Origin of the sequence: Pseudomonas soli (assembly GCF_021283165.2) — a bacterium.
Classification (GTDB): domain Bacteria; phylum Pseudomonadota; class Gammaproteobacteria; order Pseudomonadales; family Pseudomonadaceae; genus Aquipseudomonas; species Aquipseudomonas soli.
In genome coordinates this window covers 655,594-669,882 of sequence record NZ_CP128543.1, presented here as the reverse complement: position 1 = coordinate 669,882, position 14,289 = coordinate 655,594, and the positions used below count along the sequence as shown (strand labels likewise).

Here is a 14,289-nt window from a genome sequence, read left to right as displayed (position 1 = left end):
CACAGGTCCTTGCACAGACCTTCACCAGGTCAGGCAGATCTTGCCGAAATGCCGGTTGCTCTCCTGGTACCGGAACGCCTCGACCATCTGCTCCAGTTCGAAATGCTTGTCCACCACCGGCCGCAGGCCGTTGGCGTCGATGGCGCGAACCATCGCCTGCTGCTGGGCGCGGCTGCCCACCAGCACGCCCTGCAGGCGGATCTGCCGCACCAGCGCCTGCACCAACGGCAACTGCCCGGCCACGCCGGTGAGAATGCCGATCAATGACACGTGGCCACCGATACGCGCCGCGATCATCGACTGCTCCAGGGTGGCCGGGCCGCCGACTTCGATCACATGGTCCACGCCACGGCCGCCGGTGAGTTCACGGACCTTTTCGCCCCAGGCAGGCGTAGCCTTGTAGTTGATCAGGTGATCCGCGCCCAGTGCCTTGAGGCGCTCGAGCTTGGCATCGCTGGACGAGGTGGCAATCACCGTGGCGCCGGCCAGCTTGGCGAACTGCAGGGCGAAGATCGAAACGCCACCGGTGCCCTGCACCAGCACGCTGTCACCGGGCTTGAGGTGGTCGTCGCTCATCAACGCGCGCCAGGCGGTGAGGCCGGCGGTGGTCAGCGTCGCCGACTCGGCATGGCTGTAGCCTTTGGGCGCAAGGGTGAAGGAGGTAGCCCGGGCGGTCACCTGTTCGCGGGCGTAGCCGTCGATGCCATCCCCCGGCACGCTGGCGAAGCCCTCGACCTGGGCCTGGCCGCCGAGCCAGTCGGGGAAGAACGTGCTGACCACGGCATCGCCAACCTGGAACTCACTGACCCCGGCCCCCACCGCGATCACTTCACCAGCGCCGTCGGCCATCGGGATGCGCCGCTCGCTCGGCCCCCACATGCCACTGACCACGGCGAAGTCGTGGTAGTTGAGGGAGCTGGCATGCAGGCGCACGGTGATCTCGCAGGCTGCGGGCGCGGCGGTTTCGCAGGTGCCGACCTGGACCTTGTCGTAGCCGCCGCCGGGCAGGACGTAGAGAGCCTTGGTGCTCATGGGGTGGGTCTCCATCGTGGGAAAAGGTGCAGTGCAGCTTAGACAGGTCTGGAGGATCGCGGGGGCAAGCCCGCTCCCACGATGGTAGGCACGGGGAGCGGGCTTGTCCCGCGACAGGGCCGTCAGCCGAGCAACGCCCTCAACGCCCGGCAATCTGCCGCGTGCCAGTCGGCCAGCTGCGGCCAGGGATTGTCCGGCAAGTTGACCAGCACGGTGCGGGTGCCTGCGGCCCGCCCGCAGTCGAGGTCGAAGCGGTAGTCACCGACCATCACCATTGCACCGGGGCTTACACCCCAGGCCCGGGCGATCTGCAACAACCCATCCGGGCTGGGCTTGGGTGCCGCCTCGTCGCGACCGAGGATAAGTTCGACCGGGAAGCAGTCAGCCAGGCCGATGGCCTCGAGGGTCACGTGGGCAAGCTCGCGGGCATTGCGCGTGAGAATGGCCAGCCGGCAATCGCGTCGGGCCAGTTCGCGCACCAGCTCCACGGCGCCGTCGGCGGCCTTGGAAGCTATCGCCAGGTCGCGCTCATGCTCCAGCAGCCAGGCATGCTTGGCCACCGCCTCCGCTGCCGGCAAGGCTGCCAGGTGGGTGAGGATGTCGTGCTCGGACGGGATATCGAGCGCTTCGCGGATGGCCGCGAAGTCATGCACGGCGACCGTGAGGGTGCCGTCCATGTCGAACACCCAGTGGCGGATGTCGCCCAGGCTCATGCCCAGTCCTTGCGATGGCGGATCAGGCCTTCCTGGGTCGACGAGGCCACCAGTTGCCCGGCGCGGTTGAAGATGCTGCCCCGGCAGAAGCCACGGGCGTTGCCGGCCCAGGGGCTGTCGGTGGCGTACAGCAGCCAGTCGTCGGCGCGCAGGTCACGGTGGAACCACAGCGAGTGGTCGAGGCTGGCGATCTGCATGTCCTTCTGCCACACCGACTTGCCATGGGGCAGCAAGGCCGTGGTCAGCAGGCCGAAGTCCGAGGCGTACGCCAGCAGGTACTTGTGCAGCGCCGGAATGTCCGGAAGGTTGCCGTCGGCACGGAACCAGGCGTACTTGACCGGATCGCCGGGCTTGGGATTGAACGGGTCGCGCTCGGTGACCGGGCGGATCTCGATGGGCTTGGCGCACAGCACCTTCTCGCGGATGCGCTCGGGCAGCCTTTCAGCCATGGCACTGGCCAGCTCGACCTCGCTGGGCAGGTTCTCCGGGCCGACCACGTCGGGCATCGGCGCCTGGTGCTCGAAGCCTTCCTCGTCGTACTGGAACGAAGCGCTGCAGGTGAAGATCGGCTGGCCCTTCTGGATCGCCGTGACCCGCCGGGTGCTGAAACTGCCGCCGTCACGCACGCGGTCCACCGAGTACACCACCGGCATGCTGGCGTCACCCGGGCGCAGGAAGTAGCCATGCAGCGAATGCACATGGCGCGCGTCCTCGACCGTCTGGCTGGCCGCCGACAACGACTGGCCGAGCACCTGGCCGCCGTACAGCTGGCGGAAGCCCAGGTCCTGGCTGCGTCCGCGGAACAGGTTCTCCTCGATGGACTCGAGGCTCAGCAAGTCGACCAGATCGTCGAGTACGTGGCTCATGGGGTTCTCCTGGCAAGGCAATACGGCGCTGTTATGGCGGCAAATGATACAGGGTTTGTCTGTAGTCCCGCCGTACGAATGGCCACCTATTCAGCCGCGCAGGTTCTGTTGCCAGCGGGCGCGGTCGATGCGGTAGAGCACATGAGGGCGCAGCGGATCGCCCGGTGGCAGGCGCGGGTGCTCGAAGCTGGCCTCGAGGTCCTGGACCATGCCGATGGCCTGCATCACCTTCTGCGACGGCAAATTGCCCTCGGTGGTGAACGACACCACCTCGTCCAGATGCAGCTGGGCGAAGGCACAGCGCAGGCAGGCCCAGGCGGCCTCGCTGGCGAAGCCCAGCCCCCAATGCCGGCGGGCAAGGCGCCAGCCAATTTCCACCGCCGGGCCGAAGGGCGCGTCAAAATTGACGTTGAGCAGGCCGGTCATGCCGATGAAGGCGCCGCTGTCCTTGCGCTCCAGGGCCCAGAGGCCGAAACCGTATTCGTTGAAATGACCGCGCACCCGGCCGATCAGCGCGGCTGCCTCGACCCGGGTCATCGGTGCGGGGAAATAACGCATCACCTGTGGGTCGGCGCACAAGGCGGCGAACTCGCGCAGGTCGTCGTCCTGCCATTGGCGCAGCACCAGGCGCGGGCTTTCCAGTTCGAGGATGGGGGTCATCGGCGCGGCTCCGAAATCACAGTCTGCCAGTGTACAGCGTAGGCCGCGCACATCGGCCAGCCGATGCTTTTTTCACATCGGCTTCACCGCCCCCCGACAGGCCTCTTTGCACAATGCCGGACACTACCGCGGCCTTTGTCGACGCCGCACTGCCATCGGAGTGACGCATGCACCCCAGCAACACCCTGCACAACCCGGCCCTGCTGGCCCGCCCCGAACGCCGCCGTTCTCGCACCGCGCTCGGCGCCGCCTTCGGCCTGCTCCTGGCACTGGCCGGGGCCAGCACCTGGCTAGCGACGAGGACGCACATCGTGAATCTTGGCAACGAGCAACAACTGAGCGAAAGCGGCCTGCTGCAGGACTGGAAGGACGGCGCGGTGATCGTGATGATCCGCCACGCCGAACGCTGTGACAGTGCCCCAGGCCCCTGCCTGGACGATGCGACCGGCATCACCGTGGCCGGCAGCCAGGCGGCGCAGCGGGTCGGCCAGGGCCTGCGGCAACTGGGGCTGAGCGGTGCCGATCTGCTCAGTAGCCCAAAGCTGCGAACCCGCCAGACCGCGCATTTCATCCTTGGCCAGGCCGTCTCCAGCGAAGACTGGCTGGAGCGCTGCGACCGTCCTTTCCCCGCCGAGGCCATGGCCCGCAAGCGGCCCGGGCACAACCTGATACTGGTGACCCACAATGGTTGCATCGATCACTTCGCCCGCCAGCAGCATGTGCCGGGCGGTGAGCGTGAAAGCGGCTACGCCAGTGCGCTGTTCGTGTCGGTGGATGGCAATGGCAAGGCGCGGATTCTGGGGCGGATGAACGAGCCAGACTGGCAAAGGGTGCTGGCATCGGCAGGCCAATGAGCGCCACAAGATGACCGCAGCTGCGTGGGAGCGGGCTTGCCCCGCGATTGCGTTGGCGCCGGCGCCACCAATACTGGCAAGATCGGTGTTCGCCCCCAACGCGCCGACACCATGCCCCTGCCGCTGATCTACCACGACGACTACAGCCCCGAATTCCCGCCGGACCATCGCTTCCCGATGGACAAGTTCCGCCTGCTGCGCGATCACCTGGTAGACAGCGGCCTGACCACCGACGCGGCCCTGCTGCGCCCTGAAATCTGCCCCAACGAGATCCTCGCCCTGGCCCATGACCGCGCCTACATCGAGCGCTACATGAACGGCGAACTGTCCCGCGAGGACCAGCGCCGCCTGGGCCTGCCCTGGAGCGAAGCCCTGGCCCGACGCACCGTGCATGCAGTAGGTGGTTCACTGCTGGCCGCCGAGCAAGCGCTGCAGCATGGCATCGCCTGCCACCTGGCCGGCGGCACCCATCATGCCCACTACGATCACCCGGCCGGCTTCTGCATCTTCAACGACCTGGCAGTGATCAGCCGTTACCTGCTGGAAGCCGGACGCGTACACCGGGTGCTGATCTTCGACTGCGACGTGCACCAGGGCGACGGTACGGCGCGCATTCTCCACGACACGCCGGAGGCGATCACCGTGTCCCTGCACTGCGAGCAGAACTTCCCGGCGCGCAAGGCCCAGAGCGACTGGGATATCCCCCTGCCCCGCGGCATGCACGACAGCGCATACCTCAAGGTGGTCGAGGATGCGCTGAACTACCTGCTGCCGTTGTACCAGCCAGACCTGGTGCTGTATGACGCCGGCGTCGATGTGCACAAGGACGACGCCCTGGGCTACCTGCAACTGACCGACGCAGGCCTCGCTGCCCGCGACGAGCATGTGCTGCGCCAATGCCTGGGCCGCGACATCCCGGTGGTAGGGGTGATCGGTGGCGGCTACAGCAAGGACCGCCAGGCCCTGGCCCGGCGCCACGGCATCCTCCACCACAGCGCGGCGCGGGTGCTCGGTTGTGCACAATGACTGTGGAACCGCCTGTGGATAACCTGCGAGAAAGCCGCTCCAGCCCTTTAACTGCCTGAGCTGCAAAGAGTTGGTTGTTTTTTGAGCAGTGCCGCGAGCCGTCCCGCTGGGGTAGAATGCGCGCTCTTTTCCACAGCCTGCCGCCCGCCATGAACGATCCTCGCCCCGCCTCCCGCCCCCTTGTCGCCGTGATCGGTGGCGGCCCTGCTGGCCTGATGGCCGCCGAAGCCCTGGCCAGGCGCGGGATGGCGGTTGAAGTGTTCGACGCCATGCCTTCGGTGGGCCGCAAGTTCCTGCTGGCCGGTGTCGGTGGCATGAACATCACCCATTCCGAGCCCTACCCGGCCTTCGTCGGCCGCTACGGTAAACGCCACGGCGAGATCGACACGCTGCTGCACGACTTCGACGCCGATGCCCTGCGCCAGTGGATTCACAGCCTGGGCATCGAAACCTTCGTCGGCACCTCGGGTCGCGTATTTCCCCGCGACATGAAGGCCGCGCCGCTGCTGCGTGCCTGGCTCAAGCGCCTGCGCGAGGCCGGGGTGGTTATCCACACCCGCCACCGTTGGCTGGGCTGGACCGACGCTGGTGCCTTGCGGATCAGTTATCCACAGGGCGAACGACACGTGCAGGCAGACGCCGTGGTGCTGGCGCTGGGTGGCGGTAGTTGGGCGCGCCTGGGTTCGGACGGCGCCTGGGTGCCGCTGCTGGTCGAGCGGGGTGTGGATATCTCAGCGCTGCAACCGAGCAATTGCGGCTTCGAAGTCGAAGGCTGGAGCACGCTGCTCAAGGACAAGTTCGCCGGTGCCCCGCTGAAGAACATTGCCTTGAGCGTCCCCGGCGCCGCACCGCGCAAGGGCGAGTTCATCCTCACCGCCCAGGGAGTGGAGGGCAGCCTGGTGTATGCCTGGTCGGCGGCGCTGCGCGAGGCGATCAACCGCGACGGTCGAGCAACCCTGCTGCTGGACCTGCTGCCGGACCGGCCTGTGGAGAAGATTGCCCAAGCCCTGGCCAAGCCGCGTGGATCGCGCTCGATGGCCAAGCATCTGCACGGTCAGCTCGGCATCGACGGGGTGAAAGCGGCGTTGCTGCGCGAACTGACCGACCAGGCGACCTTTGCCGACCCCGGGTGCCTGGCGGCGGCGATCAAGGCGCTGCCGATCGTGCTGGTGCGGACCCGGCCGCTGGACGAGGCGATCAGCAGCGCCGGCGGGGTACGGTTCGAAGGGTTGGACGACGGACTGATGGTGCGCAACCTGCCCGGGGTGTTCTGCGCGGGGGAGATGCTGGATTGGGAAGCGCCGACGGGTGGGTACCTGCTGACGGCGTGCTTCGCTAGTGGGTTGAGGGCGGGAAATGCGGCGGCTGATTGGCTGACGCGCCTGACCTGATGAATGCCGGGCTGCTACGCAGCCCCGAGGATCTCAAGGCTTGGGCTTGCGCGGCTTGCCACCGAACGCCGGCACCTTGCGCACCGCCTTGACCGCCGGTGCCGCAGCCCCCGCGCCCTCGCTGTCCATCCAGCGCCCCAGGCCGCGCTTGGCGCTGTTCTCCTTCGGCTTCTTGGGCTTCTTCGGTTTCTTCAGCACCTGGCCACTGGCATCGGTCACCGGCACCCGGTGATCGGGGATGAAATCCGGCTCCTCGTGCCGTGGCAACACCTGGCGGATCAGGGTCTCGATCGTGGCCAGCAATTGCACCTCGTCGGCGCACACCAGCGAAATCGCCTCGCCCTTGTTCCCCGCGCGGCCGGTACGGCCGATGCGGTGCACGTAGTCTTCGGCGACGATTGGCAGGTCGAGGTTGACCACCAGCGGCAGGTCGTCGATGTCCAGGCCGCGAGCGGCCACATCGGTGGCCACCAGTACCTGGATCTCACGGGCCTTGAAGCTGTCCAGGGCACGCTGGCGGGTGGCCTGCGGACGGTCGCCGTGGATGCCGTCGGCATTCACGCCCTCGGCCAACAGGCGCTCGACCAGTTGATCGACACCGTTGCGAGTCTTGGCGAACACCAGCACCTGCTTCCAGCGCTGCTTGCGCATCAGATGGATGAAAAGATCGGCCTTGCGCTTTTTATCCACAGGCACCAGCCACTGCTTGACCGTAGTCGCGGCGGCGTTGCGCGGGCTCACTTCGATGCTCAGCGGATCGTTCAGCGCCAGGCCCGCGAGCAGGCGGATCTGCTCGGAGAAGGTGGCGGAGAACAACAGTGTCTGGCGCTTGCGCGGCAACGCCGCGTACACCGATTGCAGCTCCTCGGCAAAGCCCAGGTCGAGCATGCGATCGGCTTCGTCGAGCACCAGGGTCTGCACCTGATTGAACTTCACCGCGTTTTGGCGGAAGAGGTCGAGCAAGCGGCCTGGGGTCGCCACCAGCAGGTCAACGCCACGACGCAGGCGCATCATCTGCGGGTTGATGCTGACCCCGCCATACACCGCGTAGGTGCTCAACGGCAGGTTTTCGGCATACTCGCGCACGTTGTTGTGCACCTGCTCCGCCAGCTCGCGAGTCGGCACCAGCACCAGCGCGCGGATCGAGTTGCTGGCGACCTTCTCCCCTTCCAGGGCCAGGCGCTGCAGCACCGGCAGGGCGAAGCCGGCGGTCTTGCCGGTGCCGGTCTGGGCGGCGGCCATCAGGTCACGGCCAGCGAGCACGGCGGGGATGGCCTTGGCCTGGATCGGGGTGGGCGTGGTGTAGTCCAGCGTCTGCAAGGTGCGCAGCAGCGGTTCGATCAGGCCGAGTTGGGCGAAATTCATGGCAATACCGTCAGGGGGTTCAGCGAAGGCGGCAAGTTTACCGCAACGCCCTGCCCTACTTGCACATTTCGCCTTTCAGCGGCACCGGCTGCTGCGGCGCCTTGCGCCATTGCGGCAGGCCGATCAGCACCACCGCGCCAATGATCACCGCCATGGCCACGCACTCCTCGGCGCCGATCTGCTCGCCGGCGAAAACGATCCCCAACAGCACCGCCACCGCCGGGTTGACGTAGGCGTAGCTGGTCGCAGCCGCCGGACGCACGTGCTTGAGCAGGTACATGTAGGAACTGAACGCCAGGATCGAGCCGAAGAACACCAGGTAGGCCAGCGCCCCCCAACCGGCCGCCGTGGGCATCTCGGTCAGGCGCTCGCCGCTCACGGCACTGCCGATCAGCAAGGCGGCGCCGCCCACCAGCATTTCCGCGGCACTGGCCATGGCGCCCTGGGGCAGCGGCAGGCTCTTGCTCCACACCGAGCCGAAGGCCCAGGCCGCCGCGGCGAACAGGATCAGCGCCGCGCCCATGGGGCTGGCCTGCAGGTTCGAGCCCAGGTTGAGCATGCCGATGCCGACCAGCCCCAAAACAATCCCCGCCCATTCCAGGCGCGAGTTGCGATGGCCGAAGAACAGCCCGAACACCAGGGTGAACAGCGGCACCGTGGCTACCGCCAGCGCCGCCACGCCCGAGGCGACTCCGGCATGCTCGGCCAGGGTCACGCCACCGTTGCCGCAACTGAGCAGGAGAAAGCCGATGGCGCCGGCGGCGCGCCACTGCGGCCAGGTCGGCGCCGGCGCGCCACGCCAGCGCAGGAAGCCATACAGCAGGCTGCCGGCAATCACGAAACGCACCCCGGCCATCAGCATCGGCGGCCAGGACTCCACGCCGATACGAATGAACAGGTAGGTCGAGCCCCACACCAGGTACAAGGCAAGGAAGGCTCCGATGAGCAACAGCGGGAAGCGGCGGGCGGTGGACATGGCAGGGCTCGAAATCCGTTTACGGGTGGATTAGTTTAGAAAGGCCCTCGCGCAAACTTAAGTTACAAAACACGTTTAAAACACCAAAACACTTTGCAATACACGGTTATGCAGACGCTTCACCGTCGATTGCAAGGTCACCTGGAATCGCCATGGACAAGTACGATCGCATGCTTCTCGCCGCGCTGCTGGAAAACGGCCGGGCCACCTACGCGCAGCTGGCGCGCCAGGTCAATCTCTCCGCCCCGGCGGTGGCCGAGCGGGTGGCCAAGCTGGAGGCCAGCGGTGTTATCAGCGGCTACACGGCCAAGGTCGACCTGGAAAAAATCGGCCTGCCGATCCAGTGCGTGATGGAACTGCGCCTGGCCAGCCATGGCAACCAGCAGGCCTACGAGGCCTTGGAGAAGATCCCTGAACTCACCGAGTGCCACCGAGTGACCGGTGACCCGTGCGTGATCATGCAAGCGGCCGTCACGTCCATGGGCGAGTTGGAGGCGCTGATCAACCGCGTGTCGCAGCTGGGCTTCACCAAGACCTCGATCATCCTATCCAGCGCGGTGGCACGAAGGGTGCCGCTGGGGCATCTGGGGGGCAACGGCAAAAAAACCTGAGCCTGGGTTCAGTGACGCAGCAGCAGCCTGCCCTCGATCGGCACGTAGCGGCTTGCGGCGCGGATTACCGACAACGCCGTCAACCCCGGCACGCCGTACACGACGGTTTCCACGCCATGGCGTTGCATTGCCCGCTCCAGCAACAGGTCGAAATCACCGTCGCCGGAGGCCAGCACTACCTGGTCGACCCGAGCTGCCGCCTCGATCACATCGAGGGTGATGCCAACGTCCCAGTCGCCCTTGGCCGAACCGTCGGCACGCTGGATGAACGGCTTGAGGCGCACCTCAAAACCGAGGTTGCGCAGGATCTGCTGGAACTGCTGCTGCTTGCTGTCGCCGCGGTCGATGGCATAGGCCACCGCTTCGACGATCTGGCCCTCGCGGCTGACGTCGGCCCACAGCGCGGCGTAGTTGAAATGGCAGCCATGGCCTTGGCGAACCGTGTAGTAGAGGTTCTGTACATCGGCGAACAGCGCGATTTTCTTCACCGGGAGCCTCTCTCTGGCGGTGGCAGACAATCGCGGGGCATGCCCGCCCCCACGCTTCGGCAGGAGCGGACTTGCCCCGCAATCAGACGCTGCAGTATGCCAGAGCCCTCAGACGTAGTCGTCGTCCGAGAAGAAGCCGCCATCGTCGCCGCCGCTGTAGTCGGTATCGGCGAACCCGCCCTGGTCATTGCCCCAGCCACCGTTGTCGGCCACCTGGCGCTGACTGTCCTGATCGTTCCAGCCTCCAGCATCGCTGGCCGGCGCCGGCTCTTCCTTGATCACCTCGACGATTTCTTCAGGCTGCGAGTTGTGGTTGAACAGGCTGCTGATACCTTGAGCCAGCAGCACGCCACCAGCCACCCCCGCAGCAGTCTGCATTGCCCCGCCGAGGAAGCTGCTGGCACCGCTGCGCGCCGGAGCAGGCGCCGCACCGAAACCCTGTTGTGGTTGCGGCGGGGAATAAGCCTGTGGCGATGGCTCACGCCAGCCTCCTGAGGAACTCGAAGCCGGTGCCACCGGCCGCTGCGGCTCCGGGCTGCGCGCTCCGGCGCCGAAGATGCTGGAAAGAAAACCGCCGCCGCTGCCACTGGGGCGACTTGCCTCCAGTTGCGCCCGCACTTGCTTGAGCTCGGCCTCGAGCTGCTTGTTCTGTTCGTCCAGGCGCTTGATCGCCGCTTCCTGCACCAGGATCGCCTGGGCCATGTAGTACGGCGCCGCCGGCTGCTGGCGCAGGTGCTCCTCGATGCGTGCCTGGGCCTGGGCATCGCGCGGCTGGGCCGGGTCTTCGGCTTGCTTGAGACGGCCGAACAGGCCATCGATCAGGGTTTGTTCTTCAGTGTTCATCGGGGCAACCTCGTGCGCTGAACAGGGCATCGGACAGCGTCAAAGATGGGGGGCCGGGCGCGGTGATTCAATTGCCCCGGCCATGAAACTTTTTTCAGCAAGCGGGCGGTCTGGGCTAAAGTTACGCCCTGCTTTTTCCGCCATGCGATGTTGACCGATGAATCCGTTGAGCGTTCTGCGCGACTCCCTGTACTTCTTCCGCCGTCACCTGACGAGCATCCTCCAGCTGTGCCTGCCGTTGGTGGTACTTGAGGCCCTCGGCACCCAGTTGCTCTACAACCATCTCGGCGAACAGGCCTCGCCTGCCTACGGCATGCTGGTCAGCCTGCTGTTCTATCCGCTGTACAGCGCCGCGCTGATCCTCTACCTCGACACCCGCAGCAATGGCCAGGACACCGCCAAGCGCGACCTGTTCGCCCGCGCCCTGCAGCTGTGGCCGATGCTGGCCCTGCTGATCGTGATCAGCTCGCTGCTGATCATGGCCGGCCTGGCGCTGTTCATCTTCCCCGGCGTGTGGATCATGGTGAACCTGGTGTTCGCCGAGTACCTGCTGGTGCTGCGCGGCCTGCCGGTGATCGAGGCGATGCGCACCAGCGCGCGCATGACCACCGGGCACTTCCTGCGCATCATGGTGTGCATGCTCTCGGTGCTGGCGCCGCTGTGGCTGATTGACGGCCTGCTGCTGCAGCTGTTCCCCGAACCGCAGGCCGGTGTGCAACTGGCTTTGGACAGCCTCAGCGGCTTCCTGCAGCTGTTCAGCACCGTGGTGCTGTACAGGTTGTTCATGCTGCTGGAGAGTGAGGCGGGCGCAGCCAACTGATCGCGCGCGTTCAGGGTTTCCTCGGCTTGGCCCTGGCCGTGGCTTGCGCCACCAGCGGGTCGTCCGGCCAGTAATGCTTGGGATAACGCCCTTTCAGGTCCTTCTTCACCTCGGCGTAGGTGGTGCGCCAGAAGTTGGCCAGGTCCTGGGTCACTTGCACAGGCCGACGTGCTGGCGACAGCAGGTGCAGCTTGACCTGCTGCCGCCCATTGGCGATGCGTGGAGTATCGGCCAGGCCGAACAGCTCCTGCAGGCGCACGGCCAGGATCGGTGGTTGCTCACTGTAGTCCAGGCGTATGCTTGAGCCCGAAGGCACGGCCAGGTGCGACGGTGCGAGCTCGTCCAGGCGCTGGGGCAGCGGCCAGGGCAGCAGGTTGCGCAGGATCGAGGCCAGGTCCAGGTTAGAGAAATGGCTCAGCCGCGACACCTTGCCCAGGTAGGGTTGCAGCCAGTATTCCAGGCTGGCCAGCAAGGCGTCATCGCCCAGATCGGGCCACTCGCTGTGGCCGTCCTTTTCCAGATCCAGCTGACGCAGCAGCGCGACGCGGGCCTGCCACTGGCGCAGTTCCGGGGTCCAGGCCAGCAGGTTCAAGCCTTTGCGCCGAACCAGGCCGAGCAACGCCTTGGCCCGCGCCTCGTCGTCCAGCCCAGGCAACGGTTCACGGCTGAGGACCAGCTCGCCGACCTTGCGCTGGCGCTCGGCGCGCAACACCTGCTCGCGTTCGTCCCAGTCGAGCAGGTCGATTTGCTCGACCTGCTCGGCCAGCACTGCGTCGAACAATACCGGGTCGAACTCTGCAGCCAGGTAGATACGTTCCTCGCGCTGCCCCTGCCGGCTGCCCAGATCGGCAATCACCAGCCACGGGCTCTTCATCAGCACATCGGCTTCGGCGAACAGTGCCGCCCGGCCATTGGCCAGGCGGTATTCGCCGCCGCCTTCGCGGCGCTGTTGCGCCACCCGGTCGGGGTAGGCCAGCGCCAGCACCGCGCCCAGCCAGCGTGGATGGTCGGGGTCGGCGACCGGGTTGCGCGGTTTGCCACGCAGCTGGCCGCGGTATTGCCGGGCCAGCTGCCGCGCACGCTGCACACCGCCCTGCCCACCTCGCGCGGCGCGGCTTTCACCGCTGAGCAAAGCCAGCCGGCTATGCAGGTCAGCACCACCGCCACGCAGGATGTCGCGCTCGCCTAGCAACGCTGCGACATCGCACGCCAGGTCGGCCAACCCGAGATCCTGACCGCGCAGCAGCAAATGGGCGATGCGTGGATGCGCAGGCAGCTCGGCCATGGCTTGGCCATGGGCGCTCAGAACGTCGCGGCAACCTGGCTTGAAGGCGCCGAGTCGGGTCAGCAGGTCCAGGGCTTGGCCATAGGCGGCCGTAGGTGGCTGGTCGAGCCAGCTGAGCTGCTCCGGTGGTACGCCCCAGCGCGCCAGCTGCAGGGCGAGCCCGGCCAGGTCGGCCTGGAGGATCTCGGCGCTGCCATGGGCCGCCAACTGGTCGTGTTGCGCCTCGGACCACAGCCGATAGCACACGCCAGGCTCGAGGCGCCCGGCCCGACCGGCGCGCTGGGTGGCGCTGGCCCGGGAGATGCGCTGGGTGTCCAGGCGGGTCATGCCGCTACCGGGGTCGAAGCGTGGCACCCGCGCAAGCCCTGCGTCGATCACCACGCGCACACCGTCAATGGTCAGGCTGGTCTCGGCGATGTTGGTGGCTAGCACCACCTTGCGCTGGCCCTTGGGCGCCGGCTCGATGGCGGCGCGCTGGGCACTCAGCTCAAGCTCGCCGTGCAGCGGGCAGAGCAGGATCTGCGGACGCTCGCCCACGGCCTCCTGCAGAGCCTGGTGCACGCGGCGGATCTCGGCCTGCCCGGGGAGGAACACCAACAGGCTGCCGGATTCGTCGGCCAGGGCCTGGAGCACGCAGTCGACCACGCGCGGCTCGACGAACTCGCCAGGCTGGAACGGCCGGCTCCAGCGAATATCCACCGGGTGCATGCGCCCCTGACTGCTGATGATCGGTGCATCGTCGAGCAGGCGCGACAGGCGCTCACCCTCCAAGGTCGCCGACATGAGCAGAATCTTCAGCGGCGGCTCGTCACGCAGCAGCGCCCGGCCGTTGAGGCTCAGGGCCAGGGCCAGGTCGGCATCCAGGCTGCGCTCGTGGAACTCGTCGAAGATCACCAGGCCCACGCCTTCAAGCGCAGGATCGCTTTGCAGGCGGCGGGTGAGGATGCCTTCGGTGACCACTTCGATGCGCGTGTTCGGGCCGATCTTGCTGTCGAGGCGGATGCGATAACCCACGGTTTCGCCGACCTTCTCGCCCAGCTCGCTGGCCAGGCGTTCGGCAGCGGCGCGGGCGGCCAGGCGCCGGGGCTCGAGCATGAGGATGGTCTGCCCGGCCAGCCAGGGTTCGTCGAGCAGCGCCAGTGGTACGCGGGTGGTCTTGCCGGCGCCGGGTGGCGCCTCGAGCACCGCTTCGTCACGTTCGGCCAGGGCCTGGCGCAGGTCGGACAGTACGGCATCGATCGGTAATGAAATCATGGTGGTCCTCGAACAATCGTCCGAGTATAACGGCGAACCGAGGCAGCCCTATCATGGTCTTAACCTCAGGCGCCGGCGATTGCCGCGCCCTTGATCGTCGTTACC

Annotated in this window: 14 protein-coding genes; 5 read left to right on the top strand and 9 right to left on the bottom strand. The window is 66.8% G+C overall.

Translation table 11 applies throughout. From position 1 onward, the window contains the following. Positions 1–21: 21 nt before the first annotated feature. From LU688_RS03030 to LU688_RS03015, 4 genes are all read right to left on the bottom strand, one after another. Positions 22–1,032, bottom strand: a complete 1,011-nt coding sequence (locus LU688_RS03030) for a zinc-dependent alcohol dehydrogenase family protein (protein ID WP_160290987.1) — start codon at positions 1,030–1,032, stop codon at positions 22–24. Positions 1,033–1,154: 122 nt separating this feature from the next. Further along, a complete protein-coding gene (locus LU688_RS03025; protein ID WP_094012272.1) occupies positions 1,155–1,745 on the bottom strand; it encodes an HAD family hydrolase in 591 nt (196 codons plus the stop codon). Next, the gene (gene tesB, locus LU688_RS03020) at positions 1,742–2,611 is read right to left on the bottom strand and encodes an acyl-CoA thioesterase II (RefSeq protein WP_023632343.1); all 870 of its coding nucleotides are present in this window, start codon (positions 2,609–2,611) and stop codon (positions 1,742–1,744) included. Before tesB ends, LU688_RS03025 begins: the two co-directional genes overlap by 4 nt. A gap of 90 nt (positions 2,612–2,701) precedes the next feature. After that, entirely contained in the window at positions 2,702–3,271 is a 570-nt protein-coding gene (locus tag LU688_RS03015; protein ID WP_023632344.1) for a GNAT family N-acetyltransferase, read from the bottom strand. Between the two features lie 167 nt (positions 3,272–3,438). On the opposite strand from LU688_RS03015, the gene pmrG reads away from it, so the two are divergent. The 3 genes from pmrG to LU688_RS03000 all read left to right on the top strand — a co-directional run bounded on the left by pmrG (position 3,439) and on the right by LU688_RS03000 (position 6,542). Further along, positions 3,439–4,125: a lipopolysaccharide core heptose(II)-phosphate phosphatase PmrG gene (gene pmrG / locus LU688_RS03010; RefSeq protein ID WP_094012273.1), complete on the top strand. Its 687-nt coding sequence runs from the start codon at positions 3,439–3,441 to the stop codon at positions 4,123–4,125. Positions 4,126–4,236: 111 nt separating this feature from the next. Continuing rightward, entirely contained in the window at positions 4,237–5,151 is a 915-nt protein-coding gene (locus tag LU688_RS03005) for a histone deacetylase family protein (RefSeq protein ID WP_232888221.1), read from the top strand. A 149-nt stretch (positions 5,152–5,300) separates the two neighbouring features. Next, on the top strand, positions 5,301–6,542 hold the full coding sequence (locus LU688_RS03000; RefSeq protein WP_038707295.1) for a TIGR03862 family flavoprotein: 1,242 nt from the start codon (positions 5,301–5,303) through the stop codon (positions 6,540–6,542). Positions 6,543–6,575: 33 nt separating this feature from the next. On the opposite strand, the gene rhlE1 is transcribed toward LU688_RS03000, so the two are convergent. Then, positions 6,576–7,907 (bottom strand): RNA helicase RhlE1, encoded by a 1,332-nt coding sequence (gene rhlE1, locus LU688_RS02995; protein WP_038707294.1) that lies wholly within the window; start codon positions 7,905–7,907, stop codon positions 6,576–6,578. A 55-nt stretch (positions 7,908–7,962) separates the two neighbouring features. Continuing rightward, positions 7,963–8,883 carry a drug/metabolite exporter YedA gene (gene yedA, locus LU688_RS02990; RefSeq protein WP_038707293.1) on the bottom strand — a complete coding sequence of 307 codons (921 nt, stop codon included), beginning with the start codon at positions 8,881–8,883 and terminating at the stop codon, positions 7,963–7,965. A gap of 152 nt (positions 8,884–9,035) precedes the next feature. On the opposite strand from yedA, the gene LU688_RS02985 reads away from it, so the two are divergent. Beyond that, the gene (locus tag LU688_RS02985; protein ID WP_023631363.1) at positions 9,036–9,494 is read left to right on the top strand and encodes an Lrp/AsnC family transcriptional regulator; all 459 of its coding nucleotides are present in this window, start codon (positions 9,036–9,038) and stop codon (positions 9,492–9,494) included. An 8-nt stretch (positions 9,495–9,502) separates the two neighbouring features. On the opposite strand, the gene LU688_RS02980 is transcribed toward LU688_RS02985, so the two are convergent. Further along, positions 9,503–9,982, bottom strand: a complete 480-nt coding sequence (locus tag LU688_RS02980; protein WP_023631362.1) for an NYN domain-containing protein — start codon at positions 9,980–9,982, stop codon at positions 9,503–9,505. 108 nt (positions 9,983–10,090) lie between these two features. Further along, positions 10,091–10,825 (bottom strand): DUF2076 domain-containing protein, encoded by a 735-nt coding sequence (locus LU688_RS02975; RefSeq protein WP_038707292.1) that lies wholly within the window; start codon positions 10,823–10,825, stop codon positions 10,091–10,093. 157 nt (positions 10,826–10,982) lie between these two features. Between LU688_RS02975 and LU688_RS02970 the strand changes: the two genes are divergently transcribed. Next, positions 10,983–11,645, top strand: a complete 663-nt coding sequence (locus tag LU688_RS02970; RefSeq protein ID WP_023631418.1) for a YciC family protein — start codon at positions 10,983–10,985, stop codon at positions 11,643–11,645. Between the two features lie 10 nt (positions 11,646–11,655). Here LU688_RS02970 and hrpB read toward each other — a convergent pair whose 3' ends face one another. Further along, entirely contained in the window at positions 11,656–14,184 is a 2,529-nt protein-coding gene (gene hrpB / locus LU688_RS02965) for an ATP-dependent helicase HrpB (protein WP_160290986.1), read from the bottom strand. Positions 14,185–14,289 lie beyond the last annotated feature (105 nt).

Excerpts from the sequence above, each read along its gene's own strand:
- LU688_RS03005 (WP_232888221.1), top strand. The coding sequence starts at position 4,237 with ATGCCCCTGCCGCTGATCTACCACGACGACTACAGCCCCGAATTCCCG.
- rhlE1 (WP_038707294.1), bottom strand. The coding sequence starts at position 7,907 with ATGAATTTCGCCCAACTCGGCCTGATCGAACCGCTGCTGCGCACCTTG.
- LU688_RS03000 (WP_038707295.1), top strand. The coding sequence starts at position 5,301 with ATGAACGATCCTCGCCCCGCCTCCCGCCCCCTTGTCGCCGTGATCGGT.
- hrpB (WP_160290986.1), bottom strand. The coding sequence starts at position 14,184 with ATGATTTCATTACCGATCGATGCCGTACTGTCCGACCTGCGCCAGGCC.
- LU688_RS02970 (WP_023631418.1), top strand. The coding sequence starts at position 10,983 with ATGAATCCGTTGAGCGTTCTGCGCGACTCCCTGTACTTCTTCCGCCGT.
- LU688_RS02975 (WP_038707292.1), bottom strand. The coding sequence starts at position 10,825 with ATGAACACTGAAGAACAAACCCTGATCGATGGCCTGTTCGGCCGTCTC.
- yedA (WP_038707293.1), bottom strand. The coding sequence starts at position 8,883 with ATGTCCACCGCCCGCCGCTTCCCGCTGTTGCTCATCGGAGCCTTCCTT.
- LU688_RS03015 (WP_023632344.1), bottom strand. The coding sequence starts at position 3,271 with ATGACCCCCATCCTCGAACTGGAAAGCCCGCGCCTGGTGCTGCGCCAA.
- LU688_RS03025 (WP_094012272.1), bottom strand. The coding sequence starts at position 1,745 with ATGAGCCTGGGCGACATCCGCCACTGGGTGTTCGACATGGACGGCACC.
- LU688_RS02985 (WP_023631363.1), top strand. The coding sequence starts at position 9,036 with ATGGACAAGTACGATCGCATGCTTCTCGCCGCGCTGCTGGAAAACGGC.
- tesB (WP_023632343.1), bottom strand. The coding sequence starts at position 2,611 with ATGAGCCACGTACTCGACGATCTGGTCGACTTGCTGAGCCTCGAGTCC.
- pmrG (WP_094012273.1), top strand. The coding sequence starts at position 3,439 with ATGCACCCCAGCAACACCCTGCACAACCCGGCCCTGCTGGCCCGCCCC.
- LU688_RS03030 (WP_160290987.1), bottom strand. The coding sequence starts at position 1,032 with ATGAGCACCAAGGCTCTCTACGTCCTGCCCGGCGGCGGCTACGACAAG.